The organism is Pseudomonas sp. G7(2022) (genome assembly GCF_052660475.1).
Genome location: NZ_CP109659.1, coordinates 1869385 through 1889199, shown reverse-complemented (window position 1 = coordinate 1889199; position 19815 = coordinate 1869385). Strand labels below are relative to the sequence as shown.

16 protein-coding genes and 4 tRNA genes are annotated in these 19815 nt (G+C 60.3%); 6 read left to right on the top strand and 14 right to left on the bottom strand.

Annotated elements, in window-relative coordinates; genetic code table 11:
- Window positions 1-86: 86 nt before the first annotated feature.
- From NE357_RS08585 to NE357_RS08560, 6 genes are all read right to left on the bottom strand, one after another.
- Window positions 87-4868, bottom strand: a complete 4782-nt coding sequence (locus NE357_RS08585) for an RHS repeat-associated core domain-containing protein (protein WP_445576628.1) — start codon at window positions 4866-4868, stop codon at window positions 87-89.
- A 225-nt stretch (window positions 4869-5093) separates the two neighbouring features.
- On the bottom strand, window positions 5094-5501 hold the full coding sequence (locus tag NE357_RS08580) for an SEL1-like repeat protein (protein ID WP_169429494.1): 408 nt from the start codon (window positions 5499-5501) through the stop codon (window positions 5094-5096).
- Entirely contained in the window at window positions 5502-5873 is a 372-nt protein-coding gene (locus NE357_RS08575; protein ID WP_003223109.1) for a hypothetical protein, read from the bottom strand.
- Window positions 5870-6211 (bottom strand): helix-turn-helix domain-containing protein, encoded by a 342-nt coding sequence (locus tag NE357_RS08570; RefSeq protein ID WP_007950435.1) that lies wholly within the window; start codon window positions 6209-6211, stop codon window positions 5870-5872. Before NE357_RS08570 ends, NE357_RS08575 begins: the two co-directional genes overlap by 4 nt.
- Window positions 6212-6325: 114 nt before the next feature.
- On the bottom strand, window positions 6326-6781 hold the full coding sequence (locus NE357_RS08565) for a YkvA family protein (RefSeq protein ID WP_065260414.1): 456 nt from the start codon (window positions 6779-6781) through the stop codon (window positions 6326-6328).
- Window positions 6782-7075: 294 nt separating this feature from the next.
- Window positions 7076-7792: an FKBP-type peptidyl-prolyl cis-trans isomerase gene (locus NE357_RS08560; RefSeq protein WP_169429493.1), complete on the bottom strand. Its 717-nt coding sequence runs from the start codon at window positions 7790-7792 to the stop codon at window positions 7076-7078.
- Between the two features lie 270 nt (window positions 7793-8062).
- Here NE357_RS08560 and NE357_RS08555 point away from each other — a divergent pair, with 270 nt between their 5' ends.
- A complete protein-coding gene (locus NE357_RS08555; RefSeq protein WP_169429492.1) occupies window positions 8063-9871 on the top strand; it encodes a di-heme-cytochrome C peroxidase in 1809 nt (602 codons plus the stop codon).
- Window positions 9872-9897: 26 nt separating this feature from the next.
- On the top strand, window positions 9898-11034 hold the full coding sequence (locus tag NE357_RS08550) for a catalase family protein (protein ID WP_169432608.1): 1137 nt from the start codon (window positions 9898-9900) through the stop codon (window positions 11032-11034).
- A gap of 145 nt (window positions 11035-11179) precedes the next feature.
- Here the strand turns inward: NE357_RS08550 and NE357_RS08545 are convergent.
- The 4 genes from NE357_RS08545 to NE357_RS08530 all read right to left on the bottom strand — a co-directional run bounded on the left by NE357_RS08545 (window position 11180) and on the right by NE357_RS08530 (window position 11714).
- Window positions 11180-11256, bottom strand: a tRNA-Asp gene (locus NE357_RS08545).
- Between the two features lie 19 nt (window positions 11257-11275).
- Window positions 11276-11351 (bottom strand) — tRNA-Val (locus NE357_RS08540).
- Window positions 11352-11541: 190 nt separating this feature from the next.
- Window positions 11542-11618: transfer RNA gene (locus NE357_RS08535), tRNA-Asp, on the bottom strand.
- A gap of 20 nt (window positions 11619-11638) precedes the next feature.
- A tRNA-Val gene (locus NE357_RS08530) sits at window positions 11639-11714 on the bottom strand.
- A gap of 159 nt (window positions 11715-11873) precedes the next feature.
- On the opposite strand from NE357_RS08530, the gene rdgC reads away from it, so the two are divergent.
- From rdgC to sugE, 3 genes are all read left to right on the top strand, one after another.
- Complete coding sequence (gene rdgC / locus NE357_RS08525) at window positions 11874-12794, top strand: recombination-associated protein RdgC (RefSeq protein WP_169429491.1); 921 nt, start codon at window positions 11874-11876, stop codon at window positions 12792-12794.
- A gap of 74 nt (window positions 12795-12868) precedes the next feature.
- Window positions 12869-13834 carry a bile acid:sodium symporter family protein gene (locus NE357_RS08520; RefSeq protein ID WP_169429490.1) on the top strand — a complete coding sequence of 322 codons (966 nt, stop codon included), beginning with the start codon at window positions 12869-12871 and terminating at the stop codon, window positions 13832-13834.
- A gap of 118 nt (window positions 13835-13952) precedes the next feature.
- Entirely contained in the window at window positions 13953-14267 is a 315-nt protein-coding gene (gene sugE, locus NE357_RS08515) for a quaternary ammonium compound efflux SMR transporter SugE (protein WP_039769847.1), read from the top strand.
- Between the two features lie 42 nt (window positions 14268-14309).
- Here the strand turns inward: sugE and NE357_RS08510 are convergent, their stop codons facing one another.
- The 4 genes from NE357_RS08510 to NE357_RS08495 form a co-directional block, all read right to left on the bottom strand.
- Window positions 14310-16184 (bottom strand): MFS transporter, encoded by a 1875-nt coding sequence (locus tag NE357_RS08510; protein WP_169429489.1) that lies wholly within the window; start codon window positions 16182-16184, stop codon window positions 14310-14312.
- Window positions 16185-16294: 110 nt separating this feature from the next.
- Window positions 16295-17446 (bottom strand): TDT family transporter, encoded by a 1152-nt coding sequence (locus tag NE357_RS08505; RefSeq protein WP_169429488.1) that lies wholly within the window; start codon window positions 17444-17446, stop codon window positions 16295-16297.
- Window positions 17447-17551: 105 nt separating this feature from the next.
- Window positions 17552-17863: a cupin gene (locus NE357_RS08500; RefSeq protein ID WP_169429487.1), complete on the bottom strand. Its 312-nt coding sequence runs from the start codon at window positions 17861-17863 to the stop codon at window positions 17552-17554.
- A gap of 52 nt (window positions 17864-17915) precedes the next feature.
- On the bottom strand, window positions 17916-19103 hold the full coding sequence (locus NE357_RS08495) for an MFS transporter (protein WP_169429486.1): 1188 nt from the start codon (window positions 19101-19103) through the stop codon (window positions 17916-17918).
- 91 nt (window positions 19104-19194) lie between these two features.
- On the opposite strand from NE357_RS08495, the gene NE357_RS08490 reads away from it, so the two are divergent.
- Window positions 19195-19737, top strand: a complete 543-nt coding sequence (locus tag NE357_RS08490; protein WP_169429485.1) for a TetR/AcrR family transcriptional regulator — start codon at window positions 19195-19197, stop codon at window positions 19735-19737.
- The last annotated feature ends 78 nt before the right edge of the window (window positions 19738-19815 follow it).

Genomic DNA, 19815 nt, shown 5'->3' with positions numbered 1-19815 from the left:
CTCCTCTCGATCATAAACATCAAAAACGCCAATAAACCAAGTAAATCTTGGTTCGAAGCGCTCATTCATATACGGATCTTTCAACATCATCTTTTCTCCGACGGGAAGCCAGTAAATGGCTCCTGCGTGTTCGTCCTATCAAACTTAACTTCAAACCAGTTCATATTTTCATTCAAAATCGGATTTTGCGGATCTGAACTCTTCGGCCTATACCCCCGCCCTGCCCCAGGCAATTCAAATCTAACTATAGGAATATCATTCTGATCCCTTCCCGTATGCATGATTAAGCCATTTTTATCCCTAGCCATCGCCTTGTTTAATGCACCCAAATGCATTCGCCAGTTATGAAACTGTGAGCTTGGATTTCCTCTGGGCGGTGTTGGAGTGACGCCAGTGTGAGGATCAGTACCATCGATGGCTCGCTGCTTAACCGCCCTATCAGGAATTTCAGAGCTATGTTTTTTGACGGTGTGCATACCATAACGGTCTTCATATTCAGTTACCCGTCGCTTGGCGTTTTCCTCGGCTACCTCATCAATCCTCGCCCGCCGCTCCTGTGCTGTCATCTTTGGCAGAGGGGGCGCCCCCTCTTCGACGACCACTCGACCGGCTTCGTATCGCATTGGACGGCGCGGGGTCGGCGGTGGGCAAGAACAGCTCAACCCCAACGGATCCACCCACCCCGTCGGATTCGGCACATACCGGTACTGATTCAGCCCCCCAGCCAGCTTCACCGGATCCGGCGTCAGGTACCGTCCCACGTCCGGGTCGTAATACCGATGCCGGTTGTAATGCAGCCCGCTTTCGTCATCGAAGTACTGCCCCTGAAAACGTAGCGGCTGGTCCAGGTAGTCCTCGGTCGCGAGCTCCAGCGAGGTGACTTTGCCGTAGGCGCTGTATTTGGCTGACCAGACGATGTCGCCGCTGTAGTCGGTCAACTCCTGCGGGGTGCCGAGGTGGTCGAGCTGGTAGTAGAACGGGCAGGCGCGTTTCGGGCCTTTGCCGTCGAGCAGCGCCAGCGGACGAAAGGTGCCGGGTTCGTAGATGAAGCTGCGGTGCTGTTCCTTGCTGCTCTCGGCGATCAGGTGCTCGCCTTGCCAGAAAAACTCGGTGGTCTGGCCGTCGACGCTCTTGCGGATGCGCCGGCCGAAGGCGTCGTACTGGTAGCTGGCGGTGGTGCCGTCGGGACGGGTCAGGCCGATCAGGCGGTGCTGGCTGTCGTAGCGGTATGCAGTGACGAGTTGTTGCGCGCGGCCGCGGCGTTCGCGGATCAGGTTGCCGAAGGCGTCGTAGTCATAGTGGCGGTCGCCCTGCATCAGCAGGCGGTTGCCTTTGATGCTGGTCGGGCCCGGCCGGTCCTGCATCAGCAGGTTGCCGGCCGGGTCGTGGGCGAAGTTTTCCGGCAGGTCGTCGCGGGTGTGGCGTACGCGGATCAAGCGGTTGAGGGCGTCGTACTGGTAGCTGCGCTGGCCGTGGCGGGTGTCGGCGATGTGTTCGAGGTTGCCGTTGGCGCTGTAGGCAAAATCGCGGCGGTACAGCGCGCTGCGTTGATGACCGACAGCGTGGGCGCGTAAGCGGCCCTGTTCGTCGTAGGAGTATTCGCTGAGCAGCAGGCCTTGCTGGCGCTGCTGCTCGCGGCCGTTCTGGCAGGTGTGGCGGGTGAGCAAGGCGCCGTTGAGGTCGATCGCGGTCAGCGCGCCGCCCTTGGCGTAGTGGTAATCGAGCTTGCTGTTGTCCGGCAGACGCAGGCGAGTGAGCTGGCCGCAGGCGTCGTAGGTGTAACGCAGGGTGCCCCAGCCCTGATGCTCACGCACCAGGCGGTCCTGCAGGTCATACTCGAAGGCCAGCGGGTGATCCTGGCCGTCATCCACGCCGACCAAACGGCCCAAACGGTCATAGCGGTAGCTGACCTCGACCCCGTCCGGCAGGGTCTTGAGCAGCAGGCGCCCGGCGCTGTCGCGTTGGTAAGTGGTGACCAGCGTCGAGCCGTCGTCGCCGAACTCGGTCTTTTCCAGCAGATGACCGTTGCGGTCGTAGGCGTAGGCGGTGCGCCGGCCATCGAAGCCGGTTTCCTGTCGGATCAGTCCGGTCGGCGTGTAGTCCAGCCGGTACTTTTCGCCCGACTCGTTCTCGATTTCCGTGAGCAACAGCTGCGCATGGTCGTAGCGGTATTGAATCCGCGTGCCGTCGGGGTTGATCCGCCGGCTGACCAAATGCAGGTCGTCGTCATACTCGTAGCGGGTGATCCGCCCCAGCTCATCGCGTTCGGCGGTGACCTGGCCGTAGGCGCTGTAGGACCAGGCACGGGTGGCACCGGTCGGCGAGGTGGTCTGGATCAGCCGGCCAACGGCGTCCCAGGCGTGGCGGGTGATCGCGCCATGTTCGTCCTGCGCAGTAATCCGCCGCCCCAGCGCATCGTAGGAAAACTTCCGAACCCCGCCGTCCGGCAGACTTTCCTCGACCAGTTGCCCAAGGTCATTCCACACGAACACATGCCGAGCCGAATCCGGATAACGGATCGACAGCAACCGCCCCTGCGGGTCGTAGTAGTAATGGGTGACATGGCCGTCGGGATCGACCGCTTCGGTGACGTCGCCCTGGGCATTGCGCCGGTACGTCCACACCGCATCGCCACGCGAACGGCTGTGCAGGAAACCGTGGCGGTACTCGTAGGACGTTGGCGCATCGTCCGGCGGAATCAGCGCGATCAGCCGTCCGACGTCGTCGTAGCGGTATTCGGTGACCGCGCCCAGCGCATCCTGCTCGGCGATCAGCCGGCCCTGAGCATCGTAGGCCTTGAGCTGCTCGCCCCCGTCGGCGGTGACCTGACGCACCAGCCGCGCCGTGTCGTCGTGGACGTAGGTCTCTTCAGTCCCATCGACGTAATGCACCGTGACGCTGCCGGCGTCATCCCAGACGTAACGCGTGTCCATCTGCGAAAACGACGCCCAGTGCCGCACGCAACGCGCCGCCTTGCCGGCACGTTCCCACTCCCAGAAGAAGCTCGCGCCGCCGCTCAATTGCCGTTGCAGGATGACGTGCTGGTCGTCGTAGTCGTAACGCTCGCTCTCGCCGACGGCGTTGGTCGCGTCGATCAACCGATGGCGGGCATCAAAGCGGTAGCTGACCAGCGTCTGCTCGGTGCGCCAGGCCGACTCACAAAAAACCTGATAATCGACGGCGACCAGATGCGCCCGCTCGTAACGCAGCAGCAGCGAACGACCGGCCCCGTTATCCAGGCGCTGAATCCGGTCGGAATGATCCCGATGCACCGTCAGACGATTCGCATAGGCATCGCTGACAGCGGTAAGACGTCCAGCCCGAAAGTGATAAAACCGCGCCGCGTCCCCCGCCAGCGCGACGATCAGTTCCTCCGGCTCGTCCCCGAGAAAAATCGCCGCCCGCGACAAACTGTTGTGAATCGCCGGCCGCTCGACGCTCGGCAATGGAAACCGCGTGCGCCGGTTCTCATGGTCGACCCAGACCACCGAAGCACCATCGACCTCCAGCCGATGCGCCAGCGAATGACTCCAGCCAAACCCCAGCCCGACATCGATCTCGGCCGCACTGGTGCGATACAAGCGGCTGAACTCGAACGGCAACAGCCCGTCGAGCACGCCGTCAGTCAGCGTCAGCAATTCCTCACCGGTGACCATCGACACCGGACAGCCGTTGGTGCAGGTCCGCGGCGCACAATCGGCACTGTCACCGTTGGGGTTCTTCGCCTGATCCGGCGTGTCGTCGTGGTGCTCGTCTTTTTTCAGGGAGGCATTGCGCCGGGCATCCCAACGCAGTTGCATGCGGCCCTTTTTCACCCCGGCGGCGATGCCCCGCGCGGCGACGGATTTGTACTGGTTCACGTAGCCGATGAAGGTGCTGACAATGCCGAACATCGCCTTCACCAGGCGCGTCACCGCCGACAGCAACTGAGCGCCACGCTCCGCCAGACGCAAGGTCAGATACGCAATCCCCGCCCCGGCGCCGACAAAGGTCAGCACAACACCGATCAACACATCGATCAGCAGTTGCACCACCACCATCGAAACCGCCTCGGCAGTTTTCCCGGCGACTTCGCTGGGTGGCAGCATTTCGAGCCACAAACTGGCCGTGCGTAACAACAGACACAGCGCGGCCTCGTCACTGACGAGCAGTTGGAGCTGCTCCATCTTTTCCGGCATCGACACTGCGAATTCGGCCAACGTCGTCGCGCCATCTCCCAAGCGCCCAGCAAACTCGAGAGGATCCTTGAGAATCTCCGACAGCAACCCGATGCTGTCCCACGCCCCCTCGATCGCCGCCCAGCTCCCGGCCAGCATGCCGTTGCCCGCCGCCGTCGCCACCGACTGCGACCACTGCGGCCTGAAGCCCTGCCACTCGCTGCGCAGCCAGCTATCCAGCTGTCGGGTCAGACCATCGTAGGACTCGAACAGCGCATCAACCTGCTTCTCGCTGGCCTCGCCGTGCACCACTACCCGGTAGAACTTGCCTGCCTCACCGGTAAACAAACCCTTGCCCTGAGCATCGAGCGTGACGGACTTGACCTGGCCGCCATCCACCGCCACGACATCAACAACGATGTCGCCCAACGGAATGTCGTACACCGACTCGAACTTGCTCTCGATCTCCATTCGCCCGGTTGCCGGGCATTGCACGACAGCCGAAGAGAAACGCTTGTCGTCAATCGCGACCGCCGTGCCGTGTTCGCCGAAACGGATGATCCGCTCCATCCCCATCAGCGACGGCAGATCAGCCGCATGACTGACGCCGTCTGCCGAGCGGCTGAGCCAGTGCTTCAGCTGTTTGCGATAGAGATCGAGGGTGCGGGGAAAGCTGTCGAGTTCTTGCTCGATGCGGGTGACGGCATCCATCAGCGCATTCCCATGCGCATGGCGAAACGAAAAACCGGGTCGAGCATGTGCGTTCCCTCGCGCAAAAATCAGGCGAAGGACTTTGCGGGGGATCAATCAGAAAAGAAGTCAGGCGAGTAGGCGAGGGATGTAGGAGAAGTCTGTAACTGATCTTTATCGAACAGCTGACGCAAGAACGGGGCGGGAGGTTTCCCTCACGCCCCGTTCACGGAACACCGGATTTGTTTATCGAGAAGCGTCCCGGCCGACCAGTTCTTTCAACTTGAGCTCGGCCAGCGGATGCCCGGCCTGCGCGGCCATGGTCCACCAACGAGCGGCCTCCGAAGGATCTGGCGCTTTGCTCGGCGTACCTGCAAGACTGATGACACCGACTTGATACGCCGCCTTGCCATCACCGGCCAGCGCCGCCAGTCGCAACAACCGCACACCTTCTTCACGCGCACCCAGGCCCACGCCGCGAAACGTCAGGATGTGCCCGTAAAAACTTTGCGCGCCGACATCGCCCAGGTTGGCCATGCGCGCAAACTGCCCTTCGAGCCAGCGCCAGCCTCGGGGCTGACGGACAAACCAAGACCAGTGAAAGAGCCTGCGGGCGAGCCAGTAACTGACCCGCGCCTTGAGTCGTAAAAACACTCAGGCCTCCGCCGATTCCGGGTATTCGTACTCAAAGACCCGCACCACTTCCGAGGCATGCCATGAAGCAGCGGCAACACCATCGGACGGCCCGGAAAAGCGCCCAAGACGCTCGACACATTCAAAGAAACCGGTGCGTGGCAGGCGACTGGCGCCCTGGCTGATCACCAGCGAACTGCGCAACGGTTGTTCTGCTTTCGCGTCCAGAGCGGCGAGATGCTCCAGTGCAGCGGTCAGTGTCTGCATCGCCGGCGTGGGCAATTGCAGACGCTCGAGCAAGGCTCGATAGGTCAGAAGATGGCGCTGCCTGCGCGCCTGGTCCAGCTCCCCCAGCAATCCGTCCCAATGTTGACGACTGATGCGTACGCTCACGATTGTTCCCTCCACCCTGGCACCGTCAACTCCCAGGCCAGGCTGCGGCGAATTGCAGCGTCGGGCAGACGCTCTCCGCTTTCGATCATGGCCAGGTAAGACGGGCTGATGCCTACCGTGCGGGCGAGCGCCTCGATGGCGATGCCCTTCCCTTCGCGCAAACTGCGTAACTGATCCAGACCTGGAAGAATCGGGTCCGGTGTGGCCGCAAGCGGCGCTGGAGCCGGTTGCGACGGTGCTTCGTTAATGCCTGCTGCTTTCAGTAGAGCCTGATACTGAGCCCATGGCAGAACCGCATACTCGGGCTCGCCATCGCGTGCAATTATCTGAATATCCATGACTACCCCGTAGGACAACAACACTTAACGAGTCGGCACTTTTCCCTAGAAGTGTAATCCTAACAGCGGCCAAGGTCGTGGGGGGTATCTATCTGTATAAGAGGCTGTCGCGATTCAGGACTTTTTCGGCCCCTGAAGCTGAAGTTGTTCGGGCGTATCGGGCAGACGCTCGACAACCCTGAGCTTTTCCGGTGCCTGCCGTTGGCGCCACAAACGGAATGCACTGAGTTCGTCGTCGAGGGTTTTCATTAGCCAGGCAAGGACGGCGATGTCATCGAGCATGCCGAAAACGGGAATGAAATCCGGGATCGCATCCACCGGACTGAGGAAGTACATCAGGCCCGCAACGACCGAAACGATGGCCTTGGGACTGATCGCGCGATACTCACCCCGCCAGTACGCCAGGCACAGTGCTTGAAGCAGACGCAGGTCATCCTTCAACTTGCCCAGACGATTGCCTTGAGCGGCGCCTTTGCTGGCCACGGCAAACAACAGCGTCGGCAAACGGCCACGGGCCAGGAGTCGTCCGGCCAATGGCAGGAATCGGGCGAAATTCCACGGAGCTTTCATCTATTTCTCCCGTTGAAATGTTATCCACACAAATTGTGGATAACCTTGTGAACAGAGCTGCATTTCAACGCTGAGAGCCCCGGTTCATAAGGGCCGCGCTCAGATCGGGCGTTTTTTACTCACATAAAAAACCCCAATATTTCATTGACTTGGCGGCTCAGGGCGTCTAGTGCAGCCAGCCACAAAGTCTAGGACTGTCATGACGCCTGTCGGTTCGCTCTGTTTACGCCGGGCGTCGACCAGATGCAACAACGCCCCGCATTAGCGAGGCGTTGTTATCGAAACCGAGGCCAATTACTTGGCTGCGGCGTCTTCCTTGGCTGGATCCTTGATACCCAGCAGTTCCAGGTCGAAGACCAGAACCGAGTTGGCCGGGATCGCCGGGCTTGGCGATTGTGCGCCGTAAGCCAGATCGCTAGGGATGTACAGCTTGTACTTCTCGCCAACGTGCATCAGTTGCAGGCCTTCGACCCAACCCGGGATCACACCGCTGACCGGCAGATCGATCGGGCTGCCGCGCTCGACGGAGCTGTCGAATACGGTGCCGTTGGTCAGCTTGCCGGTGTAGTGAACGGTCACGACATCGGTAGGCTTAGGCTGTGGGCCGTCGGCTTTCTTGATCACTTCGTACTGCAGACCGGAAGCGGTGGTGGTCACGCCGGCCTTCTTGCCGTTTTCTTCGAGGAATTTCTTGCCGGCGGCTGCCGACTCTTCGCTCATCTTGGCCATACGCTCTTCGGCGCGCTTTTGCAGCGCAGCGAAAGCTTCGACCAGTTCTTCATCTTTCAGCTTCTGTTCTTTCTTGCCGACGGCATCTTCGATGCCCTGGGCTACCGCTTTGGAGTCCAGATCATCCATGCCTTCCTGAGCAAGGCTCTTGCCCATGTTCAGGCCGATGCCGTAGGAAGCTTTTTGCGCCGGGGTTTTCAGCTCCACGCTGGTCTGCGAATCACAACCCGCGAGTACCAGGCTAACCAGGGCTACCGCCGCCGCCAACCGATGCTGTTTCATGCTATTTCCTTGTTCATGCGCCGAAAGGGCAATCGAGTAAAGCCGCGAGCTTATCAGGCCGCCACGACCAATGGCTACCGGCATGAGAGCAGGAATCCTCCGATAAGTTCAGGGATTAAAAAGCATTTGAGCAAAGGCAGGGTGAAGCTTCTGTCATCTTGCCCTGACAGTGACCGACGCCCCTTCCCACAACACTTGGCGTAATGGCCACTTGCCGCACAGCACTCGGCTGAGGCATAACAGCGCAACAACTCGACAAGGATGTTCATCTTGCGCCTCTTATTCCGTGTGCTGACGCTGATCGTGGTACTGCTGGGACTGGTCCTGGCGGTGGTTCTCTACTATGTCGCCAATCCGAGATTGCCCTTCCCCGCGCCTGCAAAACAGGTGCATTACCTGAACCAGTGGACCGACGAAGAGCGCCAGACCTACTATTTCACGCCGCAAGGCACTCAGGTAAAAGGCCTGCGTTATGAGTGGTTCCAGGCTCTGGAGCTGCCGTTTTCGCCGCAACGTTTCGCCTCGCCGGAATACCTTGCACGCTTCGGTTTTCTGGTCGATCCGCAGCAGAAAGCCACGCCAAGTAACCCGGGGAATCTCCCGGTGGGATTCACCCGGCATCAAAATCCCGGCAGCGCCGAGCAATATCTGGACATCACCTGCGCGGCCTGCCACACCGGTGAACTGCATCTCAACGGTCAGGCCCTGCGCATCGACGGCGGCTCGGCTCAACATGTGCTGCCTTCCAGCGTTCCTACATTGCGTGGCGGCAGTTTCGGACAGGCATTGGTCGCCAGTCTGGCCTCCACTTACTACAACCCTTGGAAATTCGAGCGGTTCGCCCGCACCGTTCTCGGCGAAGAATACGACGCGCGCCACGAACAACTGCGCAAAGACTTCAAAGGATCGCTGAACACCTTCCTCAAAGTGGCATGGAACGACACTCACCGCGGCCTCTATCCCACCGAGGAAGGCCCGGGGCGCACCGATGCATTCGGTCGCATCGCCAATGCGACCTTCGGCGACGCGATTTCCCCGATCAATTACCGCGTGGCCAACGCTCCCGTGGATTACCCGCAACTGTGGGACATGTGGACGTTCGACTGGGTGCAGTGGAACGGCTCGGCGCAACAGCCGATGGCACGCAATATCGGCGAGGCACTGGGGGTTGGCGCGACCCTGAATTTCTTCGATGCCAATGGCCAGCCGCTGCAGGGCGATGAACGTTATGCATCGAGCGTGCGCGTGCGCGATCTGCACAAGATCGAAGAAACCCTGCAAAAACTTCAGCCACCCGAATGGCCGGAAGAACTGTTTGGAAAGGTCGACAAACCACTGGCAGCCAAGGGACGCGCCCTGTTTGCCGAAAACTGTGCTGGCTGCCACGTCCCGCGGGCGACGCAAGAAGGCGAACGCTGGGTCAAGCATCTGCCCATGCTGCCCGTCGACGTCATCGGCACCGATCCGAACGCAGCCAACAACATCGCCAACCACCGTTTCGACCTGACAGCCCTGCAATGGGATCCGGCAGAACTTGAGCAGATGGACGTGAAACTGCATCCCGCGCCCAAGGAGCCGCTGGACCTCAGCCAGTTATCCGTGGCCAAGGGCTTGGCTTACGTGACGGCATTCGTTGAAAACCGTGCTTATCGTGAAGCGGGCGTCACAGCGGAGGAAAAACCAAAACTCGACGGTTTCGGTCTGCCCATCGGCGTACGCGAGAATGTCGCCTATAAGGCTCGCCCGCTCGCTGGCGTGTGGGCCACCCCGCCCTTCCTGCACAACGGCTCGGTACCGAGCCTGTATCAACTGCTGTCGCCGCAGGATGAACGCTCCACGACTTTCTATAAAGGCACTCTGGAATACGACCCTCGGCATCTGGGCTACCGCACCGAAGCCTTTACCAACGCGTTCCTGTTCGACACCCGCATTACCGGCAACCACAACAGCGGGCACGAATTCCGCGCCGGCGAGCGCGGTAACGGGGTTATCGGGCGGCTGTTACAGCCGGAGGAGCGCTGGGCGCTGCTGGAATATTTGAAAGTGCTGGGCGGACCGCTGGAGGCGCAACTGCCATGATCTTCAATTCGTTCAAGAAGCCATCGATGCTGTCACGTTTCTGGTTGTGGCTGGGACGGTTGCTGGGCAAAACCCTGCTGCTTTTGCTGTTGATCGGCCTGATCGGCTGGGCTTTGGCAACCGCCTGGTTCGCCTGGCAGCACCGGGGGCCGGTATCGGCACTGGAGCAGATTCCGGACGGAGAAGCAGCGATGACGCAAGACGTGATCCAGACTGCCGTGCGAATTGTCGATCAGCACCGGGAAAGCACGCGTTTTCTGCGCGACGCCCATGCCAAGGCCCACGGTTGCGTGAAGGCCGACGTGCAAGTGCTGCCGGATCTGACTCAGGACCTGCGCCGAGGTGTTTTCAGCGAGCCGGGCAAGATATGGCAGGCAACGATGCGCCTGTCCAACGGCAACGCCTACCCGCAGTTCGATAGCATCCGCGATGCCCGGGGCATGGCGATCAAACTGCTCGATGTGCCCGGCAAACAGTTGCTGGGCGACCGTCAGGGCCTGCACGAGCAGGATTTCGTGATGTTCAGTCACCCGAACTTCTTTGTCAGCGATGTCGCCGAGTATCGTCAGAATGTGGCGGCGCAGGCTGACGGCAAGAAAGTCATGGCGTTTTTCCCAGGCTGGGACCCGAGAACCTGGCAGGTCAGGCATTTGCTCATTGCGCTGGCAACGCTTTCTCCGCCGCCAGAGAGCCCGACACGTACGACCTACTTTTCGGTTTCGCCCTACAAGTTCGGCGAGGCCAATGCGAAGTTTCGGGTGACGCCGGATCCGGACAACTGCCCGGCCTACACACTGCCGAAGCAAAACCAGGATCTGCCGAACTTTTTGCGCAGTGCGCTGAATCAACAACTGTCCACGGATCGGGTGCCTGCGTGTTTTGTGTTGCAGATCCAGCGCCAGGACGCCAATCGGTTCATGCCGATCGAAGACACCAGCATCGAATGGCGCGAACAGGACAGTCCATTCCAGACCGTAGCCAAAATCACCCTGCCCCCGCAGGACTTCGATACCCCGGCCCTGAACCTGCAATGCGACAACCTGTCGTTCAATCCCTGGTTCGGCATCGAAGCCCATCGCCCGATTGGCGGGATCAACCGCTTGCGCAAGGCGGTGTATGAAGCGGTGAGTGATTACCGGCACAGTCGCAACTCGGCGCAATAGCAGCGCCAGAAACGAAAAAAGCGACCGTCAAAGGTCGCTTTCTGGTGGTCAGGCCCGGCAAAAGCCAAATCCCGGACAGCAAAAAGCCCGCACTGGGCGGGCTTTCTGTGATGACCTGGCGTTCAGTGTTCCAGGTTATCGAATATGGCGCAGCGGACGGGACTCGAACCCGCGACCCCCGGCGTGACAGGCCGGTATTCTAACCGACTGAACTACCGCTGCGCGAAACGCTTGAAACGAATGGTGGGTGATGACGGGATCGAACCGCCGACATTCTGCTTGTAAGGCAGACGCTCTCCCAGCTGAGCTAATCACCCTTCGCTTCGTTACGGGGCGCATTATGCCACAGATTTTCGTAATGTGTTGATTTAATTGAAGTTTTTTTCAAATAAATCCGAAAACCGGTGAAACGACACATCCCGCATGTACAACTCGAGGCAGAAAAAAACCCGCCTTGGCGGGTTTTTCCGTGGTGACCTGGCGTTCAGTGTTCCAGATTACCGAATATGGCGCAGCGGACGGGACTCGAACCCGCGACCCCCGGCGTGACAGGCCGGTATTCTAACCGACTGAACTACCGCTGCGCTAAACACTTGGAAACGAATGGTGGGTGATGACGGGATCGAACCGCCGACATTCTGCTTGTAAGGCAGACGCTCTCCCAGCTGAGCTAATCACCCTTCGCTTCGGTGTGGCGCGCATTCTACGGAGCGACCCAACCTCTGGCAAGCACTTTTTTAATTAATTTTCTTAGCCCTTCCAAAGGCTTAGAGAAGGGTTGGCCTATGACCCGGCGAAGACAATAATGCCCCCCTTTGTATAAAGGAGAGACTCACCCCATGTGGTTCAAAAACCTGCTTATCTATCGCCTGACCCAAGACCTGCCTGTCGATGCCGAGGCGCTGGAAACTGCACTGGCCACCAAACTGGCGCGTCCATGTGCAAGCCAGGAGTTGACCACCTACGGTTTCGTCGCGCCGTTCGGCAAAGGCGAAGATGCGCCACTGGTGCATGTCAGCGGTGACTTCCTGCTGATCGCCGCCCGTAAAGAAGAACGCATTCTGCCGGGCAGCGTCGTACGCGATGCCGTAAAGGAAAAGGTCGAAGAGATCGAAGCCGAGCAGATGCGCAAGGTCTATAAGAAGGAACGCGATCAGATCAAGGATGAAATCATCCAGGCGTTCCTGCCGCGCGCCTTCATCCGCCGCTCGTCGACCTTCGCCGCCATCGCGCCGAAACAGGGCCTGATCCTAGTCAACTCGGCCAGCCCGAAACGCGCCGAAGACCTGCTCTCCACCCTGCGTGAAGTGATCGGCACCTTGCCGGTTCGCCCGCTGACCGTGAAAACCGCACCGACTGCCGTAATGACCGAATGGGTCACCACCCAGCAGGCCGCTCCGGACTTCTTCGTCCTGGACGAGTGCGAACTGCGTGACACCCACGAAGACGGCGGCATCGTGCGTTGCAAGCGTCAGGACCTGACAAGCGAAGAAATCCAGCTGCACCTGAGCACCGGCAAGGTTGTGACTCAACTGTCGCTGGCCTGGCAGGACAAACTGTCGTTCATGCTCGACGACAAGATGACCGTCAAACGCCTGAAATTCGAAGACCTGTTGCAGGATCAGGCGGAACAGGACGGCGGCGACGAAGCCCTCGGTCAACTGGACGCCAGCTTCACCCTGATGATGCTGACGTTCGGCGACTTCCTGCCGGCGCTGGTTGAAGCGCTGGGCGGCGAAGAGACTCCGCAGGGCATCTAAGCCTCTGCGCAGTCTTTGGGTTATCTTCAAACGCCACCGCTTCGGTGGCGTTTTCACATAATAAGGAACAGGCCATGCGCGCACTGGCTGCACTGAGTCGTTTTGTCGGCAATACCTTCGCTTACTGGGTTCTGATTTTCGCGGTGATCGCTTTCCTGCAACCGGCCTGGTTCCTCGGCCTCAAAGGCGCGATCGTGCCGCTGCTCGGACTGGTGATGTTCGGCATGGGCCTGACCCTCAAACTCGACGACTTCGCCGCCGTCGCGCGTCATCCTTGGCGCGTGGCGCTGGGCGTGGTTGCGCATTTCGTGATCATGCCGGGGATGGCATGGCTGCTTTGCCAGGTTTTTCACCTGCCACCGGAAATCGCCGTCGGGGTGATTCTGGTCGGTTGCTGCCCGAGCGGCACTTCATCGAACGTCATGACCTGGCTGGCCCGTGGCGATCTGGCGCTGTCGGTGGCCATCGCCGCCGTCACCACCCTCCTCGCCCCGCTGCTGACACCGGCGCTGATCTGGCTGCTGGCCTCGGCGTGGTTGCCGGTCTCGTTCATGGAGTTGTTCTGGTCGATCCTGCAAGTGGTGCTGCTGCCGATCGTCCTCGGCGTGGTCGCGCAACGTTTGCTTGGGGACAAAGTACGCCACGCGGTGGAAGTGCTGCCGCTGGTGTCGGTGGTCAGCATCGTGATCATCGTTGCTGCCGTGGTTGCCGCCAGCCAGGCGAAGATCGCCGAATCCGGCCTGCTGATCATGGCCGTGGTGATGCTGCACAACAGCTTCGGCTATTTGCTGGGTTACTTCACCGGACGCCTGTTCGGCCTGCCGCTGCCGCAGCGCAAATCCCTGGCACTGGAAGTCGGCATGCAGAACTCGGGGTTGGGTGCTGCGCTGGCCAGTGCGCACTTCTCGCCGCTGGCGGCGGTGCCGAGCGCGTTGTTCAGTGTGTGGCACAACATTTCCGGGGCGCTGCTTTCGACGTACTTCCGGCGGATGAGCGAAAAAGAAGACCGTGAAACGTTGGCGCAACAGGCGGCCGACTGATCCCGTATCAAGGCGCGGCGCACATTTTTAGGTAGTATGTGCGCCACGCAGGGACGACCCTGCGGCTCAATCGAGTTTTCAATCTGGGGACGGCCCCGTCAATCGATGGAGGTCTTTCATGTCCTGGATCATTCTGTTTTTTGCCGGCCTGTTCGAAGTCGGCTGGGCCGTCGGCCTCAAATACACCGATGGCTTCACCCGTCCGCTGCCCACCGTGCTCACCGTTGCCGCCATGGCAGTCAGCTTGGGCTTGCTGGGCCTGGCGATGAAGGAATTGCCGCTGGGCACGGCTTACGCGATCTGGACGGGCGTCGGTGCCGTGGGCACGGTGATTGCCGGGATCATTCTGTTCGGTGAGTCGATGGCATTGATTCGGCTGGCCAGCGTCGCGCTGATCGTCACCGGGTTGATCGGGCTCAAGGTCAGCGCCTGAGCCGTTGCCGCCATCCGTCAAGGATGGCGGCTTTATAAGCGACTACCTGACAGTCCCGCGCAACGCCCCGACCAGCGCCTGCAACTCGGCAGGCTGCGCCGCTTCAATCGCCACCGGCGAACCCGCCACCAGCGTCACCCGCGACCATAACCGGCGAAACAACCCCTTATCGGGATCGCGGCTGAAGAAACTCCCCCACAACCCCTGCAACGCCAGCGGAATCACCGGCACCGGCGTCTCTTCGAGAATCCGCGTCAGCCCGCCCTTGAATTCGTTGATCTCGCCATCAGCGGTCAACTTGCCTTCCGGAAAGATGCACACAAGCTCCCCTTCCTTCAGATACTGGGCAATCAGGGTGAAGGCCTTTTCGTAGATTTGGATGTCTTCCTGGCGTCCGGCGATAGGAATGGTCCCCGCCGTACGGAAGATAAAATTCAGTACCGGCAGGTTGTAGATCTTGTAGTACATGACAAAGCGAATCGGCCGACGTACCGCGCCGCCGATCAGCAAGGCATCAACGAACGACACGTGGTTGCACACCAGTAACGCCGCGCCCTCATCGGGAATCGCCTCAAGGTTGCGATGCTCGACGCGGTACATGGAGTGGCTGAGCAGCCAGATCATGAAACGCATGCTGAACTCGGGGACGATCTTGAAGATGTAGGCGTTGACGCCGATGTTGAGCAGCGACACCACCAGGAACAGCTGTGGAATCGACAGTTTGACCACGCTCAACAACACGATGGTGACAATCGCCGAAATCACCATGAACAGCGCGTTAAGAATGTTGTTGGCGGCAATCACCCGCGCCCGCTCGTTCTCGGCGGTGCGCGACTGGATCAATGCGTACAGCGGCACGATGTAGAAACCGCCAAAGATCCCGAGACCCAGCACATCGATCAGCACCGCCCAGGCATGGCCGAAACTCAGCACTTCAGTCCAGCTATGGCCGAGCGCGCTCTCCGGAATTCCACCGGAATGCCACCACAGCAACAGCCCGAAAACGGTCAGGCCGAACGAGCCAAACGGCACCAGGCCGATCTCGACTTTGCGCCCGGAAAGCTTTTCGCACAGCATCGAACCCAGCGCGATACCGACCGAAAACACCGTCAGAATCAGGGTGACCACGGTTTCGTCGCCGTGCATCCATTCCTTGGCGTAAGCCGGGATCTGTGTCAGATAAATCGCCCCGACGAACCAGAACCACGAGTTGCCGACAATCGAGCGTGACACCGCCGGCGTCTGGCCTAACCCGAGCTTCAGCGTGGCCCAGGACTGGCTGAAAATGTTCCAGTTCAGGCGCATTTCCGGCGAAGCGGCCGCCGCCCGGGGAATGCTGCGGCTGGCGAGGTAACCGAGTACGGCGATGCCGACAATCGCGGTCGACACCAGCGGCGCATACTGCGACGAAGACATGATGACCCCGGCGCCAATGGTCCCGGCCAGGATCGCCAGAAACGTGCCCATTTCCACCAGTCCGTTGCCACCGACCAATTCGTCTTCCCGCAAAGCCTGCGGCAGGATCGAATACTTCACCGGCCCGAACAGCGCCGAGTGGGTGCCCATGGCGAACAGTGCCACCAGCATCAGCGACAGGTGATCGAACAGGAAGCCGACGGATCCCACAGCCATGATGGCGATTTCTGCCAGTTTGATCAGACGGATCAACGCATCCTTGGCGAATTTTTCCCCGAACTGTCCGGCCAATGCCGAAAACAGGAAAAACGGCAGAATAAACAGCAGCGCACACAGGTTGACCCAGATCGAGCGGTCACCCTCGATGGTCAGCCGATACAGAATGGCGAGGATCAGCGACTGCTTGAACACGTTGTCGTTGAACGCGCCCAGCGACTGGGTGATGAAGAACGGCAGGAAGCGCCGGGTGCGCAGCAGGTTGAACTGTGAGGGGTGACTCATCTTCCGTGTGACCCTGTTGTTTTTGGAAAGAGAAGGTAGCGAGTGGCCTGGCTACGCTTATAAGAATCTCGAACCGCGATCCAGGCCACACATTACCCAATCTTCGCAGGTTATTTCTTCAAACCTGCAATGCACGGTGAAACAAACAGCTCGCCGCGCCACGCACCTTGCAGCGTGCGTTTACCGACGATCAGCCACATCACCGCCAGCAACGTCACCAGTACACAACCGGCCACACTGAAGAACGTCAGGTGCAACGTGCTGCCCAGTTTCAGGGTTGCCAGCGAATACACGCCCAACGGGAAGGTGAAACCCCACCAGCCAAGGTTGAACGGGATGCCATCACGCAGGTAACGCACGGTGATCAGCAGCGCCATCAGCATCCACCACAGACCGAAGCCCCACAGCGTGATCCCGGCGACCAGCCCCAGGCCGGAAGCGATTTCGCCGATGCCTGGCAGACCATTGGCCGCGAAGATCGCCGGGGCGTCGCCGCCCAGCAGCAACATGCCCAGAGCGCCGGTGCCGATCGGCCCCAGGGCCAGCCAGCTCGAAGCGGCCATGTTTTCGTGGGGCAATTTGTGCAGCGCCATGCGCAACAGCAGGATGGTCAGAATGCTGAACGCCACCGGCAAGGAAAAGGCCCAGAGCACATAGCTGGTCGTCAGCACCACCAGTTGCGAGTGCGCATCGGCGAGATGCGGCGCCAGCAGTCCACCGCTGGCCGCCGCCACTTCTGCGGCCACCACCGGCAGCAGCCAGACGGCGGTCATCTGATCGATGCTGTGCTCCTGACGGGTAAACATCATGTAGGGAATCAGCACACCGCAGGCCAGCGACATCGCAACGTCCAGCCACCACAGCACTTCGGCCAGATGAATGACGGCCTCTCCCCAGCGCGGCAGACCGAACAACAGAAAGCCGTTGATGATGGTCGCCAGGCCCATGGGAATGGTGCCGAAGAACATCGAAACCGTGGAATGTCCGAAGATCCGCCGCGCTTCGTCGAAGAACAGAATCCAGCGGGCGGCGTAGGCAGCGGTAAACAGCACGAACAACAGAATGTTGAACAGCCACAGCCCTTCGGCCACGGCGTGCAGACCGGGAATGGAGACGGGCAATTGCGCCAGCGCCAACGCCAGTACGCCGGTGCCCATGGTGGCGGCGAACCAGTTCGGGGTGAATTGGCGGATCACTTCACGCGGATGCTGAAGCTGGCTGAATGGCTTGATGCCGGGTTTGGCGCTATTGGGGCAAATCATCATGAACTCCTGTCCTCAGGTGAGGTTGAGCTCATGGTAGAACCGAATCGAATATCTATATAACGGGTAATTTCTCTAACTGTTATCTGTTTTGTAGATATGCAGTCAGACACTGCCTTCCGTTTCAATCACCAGAATCCGCACCGCGCCCTGAGGATGAGCGACGTGTTCGGTGCCGATGGACGCGTAGAAAATATCGCCAACGTCGAGCAAGGCCTGCTTTTCTTCGCCTTCTTCGCGATAGTGCATGAGCACTTGACCGTCGAGCACCACGAACACTTCTTCGCCGTCATTGACGTGCCATTTGTAGGGCTGATCGGTCCAGTGCAGACGCGTGGTGATGCCGTTCATGTTGGCGATGTCGAGCGCGCCCCAGGCGCGTTCGGCGGTGAAGGTCTTGCTGCGGATAATCTTCATGCGTCGATCCGTGAGAAGAATGGGCTGGCCAAGGCTAACCGAATCCGCAGGCTTATGGCGCGCTGCAGGTCTTTGCCGCTTGCGCGCGGAAACTCATCAGGAGCGCTCCGACCGCCAGCACAATCAGCACCGCGCCGTACACATCGGTGGTGGCCAGCAGGCCCACACTGTGGGTGAAGTGCCCGGCCAGCAACGCCGGCAGGCAGAACGCCAAGTAACTCAGTACATAAAACGCCGACATCAAACCAGCACGCTCGTGGGGCAATGCCAGCGGCACCAGGCTGCGCACCGCACCGAGAAAACCGGAGCCAAAGCCACAACCGGCCACCAGCGTTCCGAAGAAGAACAGCGACAGACTGGCGCTGTGCACACCCAACAGAATCAGCACGATACCGGCCGGCAGCAGGCTCGCCCCGAGTTGCAGCGCGCGGGAGGCAGGACGATTGCGCAACGTGAAGATCATCAACGCACCGGTCACGGTCAGCGCCGCCACGGTCGCGCCGCCGATCAGGTTGGAGGTGGAACCGGTGGCCGTGCGCACCAGCGACGGCGCGAGCGAGGCATAAAAACCGCCGAGCGCCCAGGTCGCGGTGTTCAGCGGCAACACTCGCCACAGCGTCGAGCGCGCTTGAACTGGCACATGCAGGGTCGGCCGCAACGAGGCCCATGCCCCGGCCTGACGAGAAACGCTTTCCGGCACGCGCCAGACATAAATGCCCTGCAACACAAACAGCGCGAGCAGCAACCAATAGGTCAATTGCAACGGCGCCGGGGCGAACTCGGCCAGCAAGCCGCAGCCCATGCCGCCCAATGCCATGCCGAGCAACGGAGCAACGCTGTTGATCAACGGCCCTTGCTGGCGATCAGTGTCCAGCAGCGTCGCGCTCAACACGGCGGTGGCCATCCCGGTGGCGAAACCTTGCAGCACTCGCGCGCCGATCAGCCAGCCCACGCTGTCGGCGTAGATAAACAGCAGCATCGCCAGCGCATTGAGCGTCACGGCGGTGAAGATCACCGGTTTGCGTCCCAGGTGATCCGATAGCGAGCCGACCGTCAGCAACGCGGCCAGCAAACTGAGGGCGTAGACGCCGAAAATCAGGGTCAGCACCGCTGCCGAAAAATGCAGCTGATCCTGATACAGGTGATACAACGGCGTCGGCGCAGTGGAAGCGGCGAGAAAACTCAGTAAGGTGATCGCCAGAAACCACAGGCTGGAACGGTTGGAAGCAAGGCTGGTCATGGGCACACTCCGCAAAAGCTAATTTTTTGCTTTTGCGGAGTGTGCTCTCGGCTTGCGCTTAAAGCAAATTCTTTGTGTTAAGGTCTGCCGCATGGCTATTAAAGAAGGTTTACGCCCGGGCGGTCGCAGTGCCCGGGTGCAGGAGTCGATTCACTCGGCAGTCCGCGCGCTTCTGCAAGAACAGGAGCGCTCAACGGTGACCGTCCCGCAAATCGCGGCGCGCGCCGGGGTGACGCCGTCGACGATTTACCGGCGCTGGGGCGATCTGGCCGCCTTGCTGGCCGACGTCGCCCTCGCCCGCATGCGCCCCGACAGCGAGCCGGCGCAAACCGGCAGCCTGCGCAGCGATATCCGTGCCTGGGCTGAACAATATCTCGACGAAATGAGTTCGGAGCCCGGGCGCAACATGATGCGCGACGTGCAGGCGAGTGCGACCCCGGGTTATTGCGTAACGATCATCGGCGAGCAATTGCAGACCATCATTGGACGCCACCCCGAGGAACCGGCGCCGAGCGTGGATCGGCTGATCAATCTGGTGGTGTCCCCGGTGGTGTTCCGCATTCTGTTTTCGGCAGCGCCGCTGGAAGTCGAAGAACTGCACCGTTTGATCGACATCGCGCTCAAACCGGACTGACCACAGAACTGCCCGGCTCTGTTCCTGCGACACCCCGCCACGCCACGACCTTGGTCGACACTGACTAACCGCCGCGCC